This is a genomic window from Bacillus cereus group sp. BfR-BA-01347, from assembly GCF_022663835.1.
In the GTDB taxonomy this organism is placed as follows: Bacteria; Bacillota; Bacilli; order Bacillales; family Bacillaceae_G; genus Bacillus_A; species Bacillus_A thuringiensis_K.
Genome location: NZ_JAKUGG010000055.1, coordinates 1 through 8628 on the forward strand (window position 1 = coordinate 1; position 8628 = coordinate 8628).

The window sequence follows — 8628 nt, forward strand, 5'->3', positions numbered from 1 at the left end:
AAGTTAGTTTGTCTAGCATCTAAAATAAAAATTGACGTTTCACGTTGTTTGTTTCGTTCAGTTTTCAAAGAACTACTTGGTCGCTCATTTGCGACTTCCTTATGTTAACATTTTCATCTTTCAATGTCAACTAAGTTTTTCATTTCGTTTGTCGCTTTCGACGTTGTTGTCATCGGCGACTTGTTCTATATTACACCTCTATACTCTAATCGTCAATACCTTTTATCCTTTTTATTTTATAAATTATGAAGGGTATTTTTATACTTCTTCCCTAAAGATTAATAAACTAGCGCAGTCCCTTTCATAATCGACAGTTTATACTTTCTAAAGAATGAATATCAAGCCAAACAAATATATATTAAAAGTAGCTTTTTTATTTAGACTTCTCTCTAGAAATTATAAATACACCATACATTTACTAAAAATCTAATTAACCTTAGGAGGCGTTATGAAATGCATGTTAATAAGAAAATCATTTATGTATCCCATGATGCCCATTTCCACGGAGCACAGCTGCTTTCTTTACATACTATTAAAGCTCTCAAAGAAAACTTTCATTACTCCGTCGCAATTATTTCTATTGGAACGGGCATTTTAATCCACGACTTTCAAAAGTATGGTCCTGTTTATTGCCTAGAGGAAGACTACCCAACGGATAAAAAGATCGAATCATTAATAAAGAAGTTATTATCACAAGACTATACCATCGCCATATGTAGTACCGTCATAAGTGGTGATATAGTTGCATTACTAGCTAAACATAATATAAAAGTTATTTCATTAATACATGAATTGCCGCATTTAATACAACAGTACTCTGCTGAGGGAAAAGCGATAAAAATTGCCGAGTCTGCTCACAAAATTGTCTTCCCTTCACAATACGTGTATGAAAAGTTCCGTACAATCACCCAATTAGATCATCAAAAGTGCCACATCCTCCCTCAAGGTTTGTTTAACCACAATCCTTATAAGAACAATATTGCAAAAGCGAGAAACGAATTACGAAAAAAACACAACCTGCCTCTAGATAGCAAAATCATTTTGGGGGTAGGCTTCGCTGATCATCGAAAAGGGATAGATTTATTCTCACTTATTGCTTACTCAGTAAGAAAGATTCATAAAAATATTCATTTTATCTGGGTTGGGAAAACAGATGTTCACTTTTTAAACACGCTATCACCAAGATATACAGCACATTTTACATTAGTGGATCCTACTCCAGATATCGGTTTATATAACGCTGGGGCTGATTTATATTTATTAACTTCAAGAGAAGATCCTTTCCCAAACGTGGTTTTAGAAGCATTAGATACAAAACTCCCTGTTATAGGGTTTAAAAACGCTGGAGGTTTTGAAGATGTTGTTACGGAACAAACTGGCGCATTAGTAGACTATTTAAACTTACCGATGATGCTGGAAAAAATATACGAATTTATCGGGGATGAAGATTTACGATTACAAAAAGGGACCTTTGGCCAAGAACTTATTGAAAAAAATTTCAACTTTCTTCATTACATTTATCAATTATTAAACTTGCTTGAGCATAATTATAAAAAAATAAGCGTCATTGTACCGAACTATAATTACGAAAAATACTTATCCGAACGAGTTAAATCAATATTAAATCAAACCTATCCCCTTTACGAACTAATTTTCCTAGACGATGCCTCTACTGACAATAGCGTATCTATATTTGAAAAGCTGCTCTCAAACGAAAATAAACATCACCTGAAAATTCAGCAGATTATTAATTATAAAAACTCTGGTTCTGTATTTAAACAATGGATAAAAGGTGTCTCTGCAGCAACCGGTGATTATATTTGGATTGCTGAGGCCGATGACTTATGTGATCAGACATTTTTAGAAGAAGTAATACAAGGTTTTCATATAGATAGTGATGTTGCCTTAAGCTACACACAATCAAAACAAATAGATGAACAAGGAAATATATTGGCCAATCATTATTTAGATTACACAAATGATATTGATAAAGAAAAATGGCAGAGTTCTTATGTGCGAAAAGGGATAGATGAAATACAAGATACGTTACTTATCAAAAACACCATACCTAATGTCTCAAGTGTAGTTTTTAAAAACATAGATATAAAAACAACAGCAAAACAATTGGAACAGTTTAAAATAGCCGGTGATTGGTTTTTCTATGTTTCTATCCTTAAAGAGGGGAACATTTATTTCAATCCAAAACCTCTAAACTATCATAGACGACATACAAATAGCGTAACGAGAGCAGAAGATTCATATTCCCATTACAGTGAAGTTGTACAAATGCAGAATTTCATTAAAGAAACCTTTACTATCGACGACATTTCAAAAAAGAAAATGTACGCATATAGAAAGTATCTTAAAACATATTTGAAGGTTTAATTATATATTTTCTTTACCATCAGTATCTCTTGTAAGACATTACTATTATTTAAGGAGGGTTACTCTTTGAAAGAATTTATAGAGGCAAATAAAGATTTGATTTCTCAAATTGCACAGAACTACAATGTAAATGCAAGTATCCATCCGGAGGATCACATCTTCCAATTCCTGGTCACGAATCCAGTCTTTCCTTCTAAAAAAGAAGCAATAGATTATTATTTTAAAGATGGAAGAAAATCAGCAGAAACACTCTTAGATTTAATGACTTCCTTTTATCCTCCTGTAGACACTCCAACAAAATTATTAGAATTCGCATCCGGATATGGCTGCGTAACACGCCATTTATTAAACTTACAAACGAACTTACATATAACTACCTGTGATATACATGAAGAGGCTATTAGTTTTATTGAACGCACATTAAATACTTCATCTATCTTATCTCACCCTGAGCCGGAACAAGTAAAATTATCGTCTACGTATGATATCGTTTTTGGTCTATCCTTTTTTTCTCATATGCCTGATACAACTTGGTTTCGTTGGCTTCAAACATTGTATAATGCTGTGTCCCCTGGCGGATTATTCATTTTCACAACTCATGGATATCAAAGTAAAAAGTACTTCGGCTTTCCAGATTTAAATAAACAGGGTTATTGGTTTCTCCCCTCTAGTGAACAACTGGATTTAGATGTGCATCAATACGGGCAAACGATCGTTAGTCCCTCTTACGTATGTGACAAAATTAAATTATTACCTTATAATCCTATCATCAAAAAATACACTGAAGGTTTTTGGTGGGAACATCAAGACCTTTGGGTAATACAAAAAGAAACAAAATAATAAACCATGCTCTACTTATACAGAAGTAGGGCATGGCTTATTATTTTTTACTATATAAGAACTCTTCAATCCATAGCTTATTTAATCTAATTCCACTTTTGAAATCCACTTTCGGTTCCCAATTACATTCTCGTCTTACCCTATCTATATTTAAAATGATTTTTTGAACATTTTCTTGCTTTTGTTTATAGCAGATAAAGTCCACTTTTCTTTCCGTTAATTTCTCCAATTCTACTATAATTCGTTTTAAAGAGAGACCCTTGCCGCTCCCTATGTTATACACACAAGATTTCAAGCGATTTAATTGTGATAGTTGTATAGTGATTTCCACTAGATCATCGATATAAATATAATCTCGAATAATCTCTTGTGGATTCCCATATATATTAATCTTTTCATTACTGAGATGCTGATACAAAAAACAGTTTATTGCTCCAACTTTCTTTAACGGGTTTTGATATTTTCCATATGGATTAGAATATCTACATACAACATAGTCCATTCCATACTTTTTCTTATAAAAGTACAAATAATTTTCAAGCGACACTTTTGTTATTCCATAAGGAGATAGTGGTTTTAATGGATGTTTCTCATCAATAGGTAAATATTCTGGTTCACCATAAACTGTGCCTCCAGAGGATGCTAATACAATTTTTTTAATAGGGAAACGTTTAACAGTTTCCATGAAATTAAGAAAAAAAAAGCTACTGTTCCTATCTCCAAAAACATCTTCAATTGAAGTTGTTACATTAGACGTTGCAGCTAAATAAATAATAATATCCACATTTACTAAAGCCTTATATATATCTTCAACATTTGCTAAATCACCTTTAATAAATTCAACCTCACTTATAAGATTTTGAGGAAAATTATTTATATGTCTGGAAAATACTTTTACATTTTGACCTTGTTTCAATAAACCTAATGCGAGGTTAATACCAATGAAACTATTTCCACCTACTATTAAATAATTATTCTTCCCCATAATATCCTCTCTAGTAATAAGATTTTTGCTTATCACACCTAGAAATACAAATAAATGAACTTGGACACTTTTATTATTTCTTTTCTTATAATTAATTGTATGCCTCTTATACATTTTCATTATCTTTATTTTATATTTCCCTTTTAGAATGGCTTTCTTATTTAAGACGAAAGCAAAATACACTCATAATATTTACTCATTCTCATGAATATATTGGATTAATAAAAAATCCTCTTCTATACCCTTAAAAAAGGAGTGTTAAACTCATGAAAAATATAAATCAAAAGTTTTTAGAGTACATCATTCTACATAAAGATCGAATTCCGCATTTCCATAAGGATTTTCCCCTTATATTATTTTGGAGTCATAGAAGCGGATGTACCGCATTAGCTAATTGGTTCTTCTTTCAAATTGGATTATTTCCTGAAGCAAAGAAATACAATGATTTTATTCATTACTATGAATTCTGGGTATATAAAAATAACCCCAATTATATACAAGCGGTACATAGCGGTCTTCTAGAAGCCAAAAAGCATGTTTGTAAACTCGTACGAAATCCCTATAAGAGGGCCGTTAGCTCATTTTTATTACTTGCTGACAATCCTTATGCTAGTCCTCAATGGAATAGTATCCGAAAGTGTTTTTATAATGACAAGCATAGTAAGCAAGGAATATCATTCAAACAATTTTTATATTACGTTCAAGCACTTGGTTCCAATTCCCAAGTAATAGATATGCACTTTAGTCAACAATACGTCCAAGGTGAAGAAGCCTTTATCCAACGCTATATACCTTTAGAAGATTTTAATAAGCAAATTCCCAAAATAGAAAACGAATACGGTTTGATTAAATCTGACCTAACCAAACTTACAAGTTCAGGTCATCATCGCGCTCACAAGATGGTTTATACAGGAAGCTATGCAGAACTTAGCATTACAGATGAAGCCTTTCCCCGATTTCCAACATACGCAAGCTTTTATGACAAAGAAACAATGGATTTAGTTACAGAAATATATGCAAAGGACTTTGAAATGTATCCATACACGAAAGGGATATTTTAAACCCCTACGTTTTTCAATGAATAAAAGCAAATGTATCGCATAGCATAAAGTGAAACTTTAATTAGTGTGGGGTTCTCCCCTACTAATTATTCCCTTCTACCAATCTTACTTTTATGGTTTCCCTAATTTCTACCCACTCTCTTTGGTTTCACATGTGTCTGATACTATCCATAAAGTGAGGGCGTTTACGGGCAGTTCATATCCCACCCAACTTCTTTGCTCCAGCCGGATTTTAAGGTGAGAGCATTACTGCCATGAAAATAATGGGGGAAATACATTGCATTTTATACAGGAGGGATATCATGTGGAAGGTAATTTGAAGCACAATAATGGCTACTGCGTTATTTGTGAGAAGGAAGCTACATTTATAGAGCATAATGATTGGCTTAGAGATCACTATTTATGTTCTACATGCCACTCTATACCGAGGCAACGAGCTTTAGTTCATGTCTTAAATACATTTTTTCCAAAATGGGGGTCCTATCATATCCACGAGTCCTCACCAGGAGGGATTACAACTCAACTACTGATAAAAAACTGTAAAAACTATACATATTCTCAATACTTTAAAAACTATCCTCTTGGTCAATACTTTCAAGGAATTAGATGTGAGAATTTAGAAAACATGACTTTTCAAAATGAATCTTTTGATTTATTCATTACGCAAGATGTCTTTGAACACGTAATGGAGCCAGAGAAAGCCTTTAAAGAAATAGAACGTGTCTTAAAGCCTGGTGGCGCTCATGTGTTTACCGTCCCTTGGTATCATACACTCCCAAAGACTTTACAAAGAGCAAGAAACAATAAAGAAGGAATTGAGTATATGGAAGAGCCAATTTATCATGGAAATCCTATTGATGAGAAGGGGGCTTTAGTAACATTTGATTGGGGCCAAGATATGATTGAATATATTTATACACATGCAAATATGTATACAATTGTTTATTTACAAAAGGATAGATCACTAGGATTAGATGCTGAATTTCTACATGTTTTTATTAGTAAAAAACACGAACATAATTTTTAGGCACTATATAATTTGGAGGTTAACAAATGAATAACTTTAAGTTAGGAAATGATTTTGATAACCTTGTTAGTCCTCTTTCTGACGTTGAACTTCTAAATCTATTTATACAAAGTTGCTCACAAACAAAGATAAATGGTATCCCAGTACCTATGTTCCCCCCCGAAGAAATTCAACAACAGTTTGTAGGAGCTTCCTATGAACATGCTCTTTATGAAGCATATTTGTTTTATAACCATGTAAAAACATATGCCCAAAATTTAGGTGTTCCCTTGAATAAAGAACGTAAAATTTTAGACTTTGGTTGCGGATGGGGAAGAATTATACGCTTTTTTTCAAAGATGTTCGCGATGAAAATTTACTTGGTATTGATGTAGATCCCGCAATGATTAACATTTGCAATGAAACGTTAGGAAGAGGAATATATAAAACAGCCAATCCACAACCTCCTGTAGAATTTATTAGTGACAATTCATTAGACATCATATTCGCTTATTCTGTATTCTCACATTTATCCGAAGAAACTGCAGAAAATTGGATAAAGGAATTTTCAAGAATTCTTCGTCCAGGTGGCATCTTCATAGCCACAACACAAGCGCTATTTTCTCGATTACTGTCAACAATTCAAGGAACACCCTGAATTCATTCAAACGGGTTGGCATAAAACTTTATCACAAGCTTTCCCAGATATAAATCGGGCCATCTCGGATTATGAAAGCGGTAATTTTGTCCACAGTCCTACAGGAGCGGGAGATGTTAGAAATAGTAGCTTCTACGGAGAAACCGTTATACCTAGAAATTATATTAAAAATCACTATGAGAAGTATTTAAAGCTACGGGACTTTTTTGATGACGCAAGCCGATTACCCCAAGCCCTATTTGTTCTCCAAAAAGATTAACTCTTTTCCTACATGGTAATGCGCATAATTTTATAATGAAAATCACTTTTCATCTCAGCCATATATTAAATGATCCAAGATTCCTCTATCGAGCAAACTGTAAAAACGAATTCAATATGAAGCACAACAAAATAGTAAGTAAATAACCTATCTAGCGCTTTAAACTCGATTCAAAAAATCAAAAGTAACTTCCCCCCCCACTTTGAACTACAAAGAACATAAGGAGGATATACCTTGAAAATAATTGCTTTTTACTTACCGCAGTTTCATCAAATAAAAGAAAATGACAAATGGTGGGGAAAAGGTTTTACTGAATGGACAAATACTAAAAGTGCACGACCTTTATTTGCAGGACATTATCAACCTAGAGAACCTTATCAAGATTTTTATTATGACTTAACGGACCCATCCGTAAGAAAATGGCAAGCAAAAATTGCCAAAGCACACGGCATATATGGTTTTTGTTATTACCATTACTGGTTTAAAGGAAAAAGGCTATTGGAGACACCCTTTAATGAAGTACTTAAGACGGGCGAACCAGATTTTCCATTTTGCCTTTCTTGGGCAAATGAACCGTGGACAAAAACTTGGGATGGTCTTGATAGCCATATATTAATGCCTCAAAATTATGGAGAGTTATCGGATTGGAAAGAACACTTTGACTATTTATTACAAGCTTTCCAAGATGAAAGATATATTCGTATAGATGATAAACCCCTATCCATTATTTATCGTCCTGGGCATATCCCTGGCTGTGAGCAAATGCTTAATTACTGGGATACACTCGCACAAGAAAATGGTTTGAAAGGTATATACTTTGTAGAAACATTAAACAGCTTCCCACTTCCTAATATAAATGGGTTCGATGCTAGCATTCAATTCGAGCCTTTTTATACAATTGCTCATGATAGCTCTCCAGACATAAATAAGACAATATATGAGTCTGGTAAACAAATAAACGCTTGGGATTATGATAAAGTTTGGATGTATATACTAAAGCGATCTCCTCCAGAGAAAAAAACATTTCCCGGTGCCTTTGTTGACTGGGACAACACAGCACGTCGCAAAGACTTAAATAGCAGCATCTTTCTCGGTTCTACTCCTGAGAAGTTCACGATATACTTAAGTAAGCAAATTCATCGTACCTATTCTCTTTACAACAGCGAGTTTTTATTTATTAATGCGTGGAATGAATGGGCAGAAGGTACTTACTTAGAACCAGATAAAAAGCATGGATTCGCCTATTTAGAAGGAGTTAAACAGGCAATTAAGAGAGGTATGAAAGCATACAAAAAAGACGAGTCATTCTGACTCGTCTTAAGATTGCTTGGCGACGTCCTACTCTCACAGGGACAAGGTCCCAACTACCATCGGCGCTAGAGAGCTTAACTTCCGTGTTCGGTATGGGAACGGGTGTGACCTCTCTGCCATCAT

6 protein-coding genes, 1 rRNA gene and 1 pseudogene are annotated in these 8628 nt (G+C 33.7%); 6 read left to right on the plus strand and 2 right to left on the minus strand.

Translation table 11 applies throughout. The annotated features are described in order from the left end of the window. Nucleotides 1-453: 453 nt before the first annotated feature. Together MR143_RS32340 and MR143_RS32345 are read left to right on the plus strand one after the other, a co-directional pair. A complete protein-coding gene (locus tag MR143_RS32340; RefSeq protein ID WP_000558383.1) occupies nucleotides 454-2385 on the plus strand; it encodes a glycosyltransferase in 1932 nt (643 codons plus the stop codon). Between the two features lie 66 nt (nucleotides 2386-2451). Continuing rightward, nucleotides 2452-3225, plus strand: coding sequence for a class I SAM-dependent methyltransferase (locus MR143_RS32345; RefSeq protein ID WP_000657498.1), 774 nt, complete (start codon nucleotides 2452-2454; stop codon nucleotides 3223-3225). A 40-nt stretch (nucleotides 3226-3265) separates the two neighbouring features. On the opposite strand, the gene MR143_RS32350 is transcribed toward MR143_RS32345, so the two are convergent. Beyond that, on the minus strand, nucleotides 3266-4210 hold the full coding sequence (locus MR143_RS32350) for an NAD-dependent epimerase/dehydratase family protein (RefSeq protein ID WP_000517674.1): 945 nt from the start codon (nucleotides 4208-4210) through the stop codon (nucleotides 3266-3268). A gap of 266 nt (nucleotides 4211-4476) precedes the next feature. Here MR143_RS32350 and MR143_RS32355 point away from each other — a divergent pair, with 266 nt between their 5' ends. From MR143_RS32355 to MR143_RS32370, 4 genes and pseudogenes are all read left to right on the plus strand, one after another. Next, the gene (locus MR143_RS32355; RefSeq protein WP_000790062.1) at nucleotides 4477-5271 is read left to right on the plus strand and encodes a sulfotransferase family 2 domain-containing protein; all 795 of its coding nucleotides are present in this window, start codon (nucleotides 4477-4479) and stop codon (nucleotides 5269-5271) included. Nucleotides 5272-5575: 304 nt separating this feature from the next. Then, on the plus strand, nucleotides 5576-6298 hold the full coding sequence (locus MR143_RS32360) for a class I SAM-dependent methyltransferase (RefSeq protein WP_000398923.1): 723 nt from the start codon (nucleotides 5576-5578) through the stop codon (nucleotides 6296-6298). 26 nt (nucleotides 6299-6324) lie between these two features. Next, nucleotides 6325-7194, plus strand: a pseudogene (locus MR143_RS32365) (class I SAM-dependent methyltransferase). Nucleotides 7195-7428: 234 nt separating this feature from the next. Continuing rightward, nucleotides 7429-8505, plus strand: coding sequence for a glycosyltransferase WbsX family protein (locus tag MR143_RS32370; protein ID WP_242281288.1), 1077 nt, complete (start codon nucleotides 7429-7431; stop codon nucleotides 8503-8505). Between the two features lie 14 nt (nucleotides 8506-8519). Here MR143_RS32370 and rrf read toward each other — a convergent pair. After that, a 5S ribosomal RNA gene (gene rrf, locus MR143_RS32375) occupies nucleotides 8520-8628 on the minus strand; the annotation flags it as partial.

Excerpts from the sequence above, each read along its gene's own strand:
- MR143_RS32340 (WP_000558383.1), top strand. The coding sequence starts at position 454 with ATGCATGTTAATAAGAAAATCATTTATGTATCCCATGATGCCCATTTC.
- MR143_RS32350 (WP_000517674.1), bottom strand. The coding sequence starts at position 4,210 with ATGGGGAAGAATAATTATTTAATAGTAGGTGGAAATAGTTTCATTGGT.
- MR143_RS32355 (WP_000790062.1), top strand. The coding sequence starts at position 4,477 with ATGAAAAATATAAATCAAAAGTTTTTAGAGTACATCATTCTACATAAA.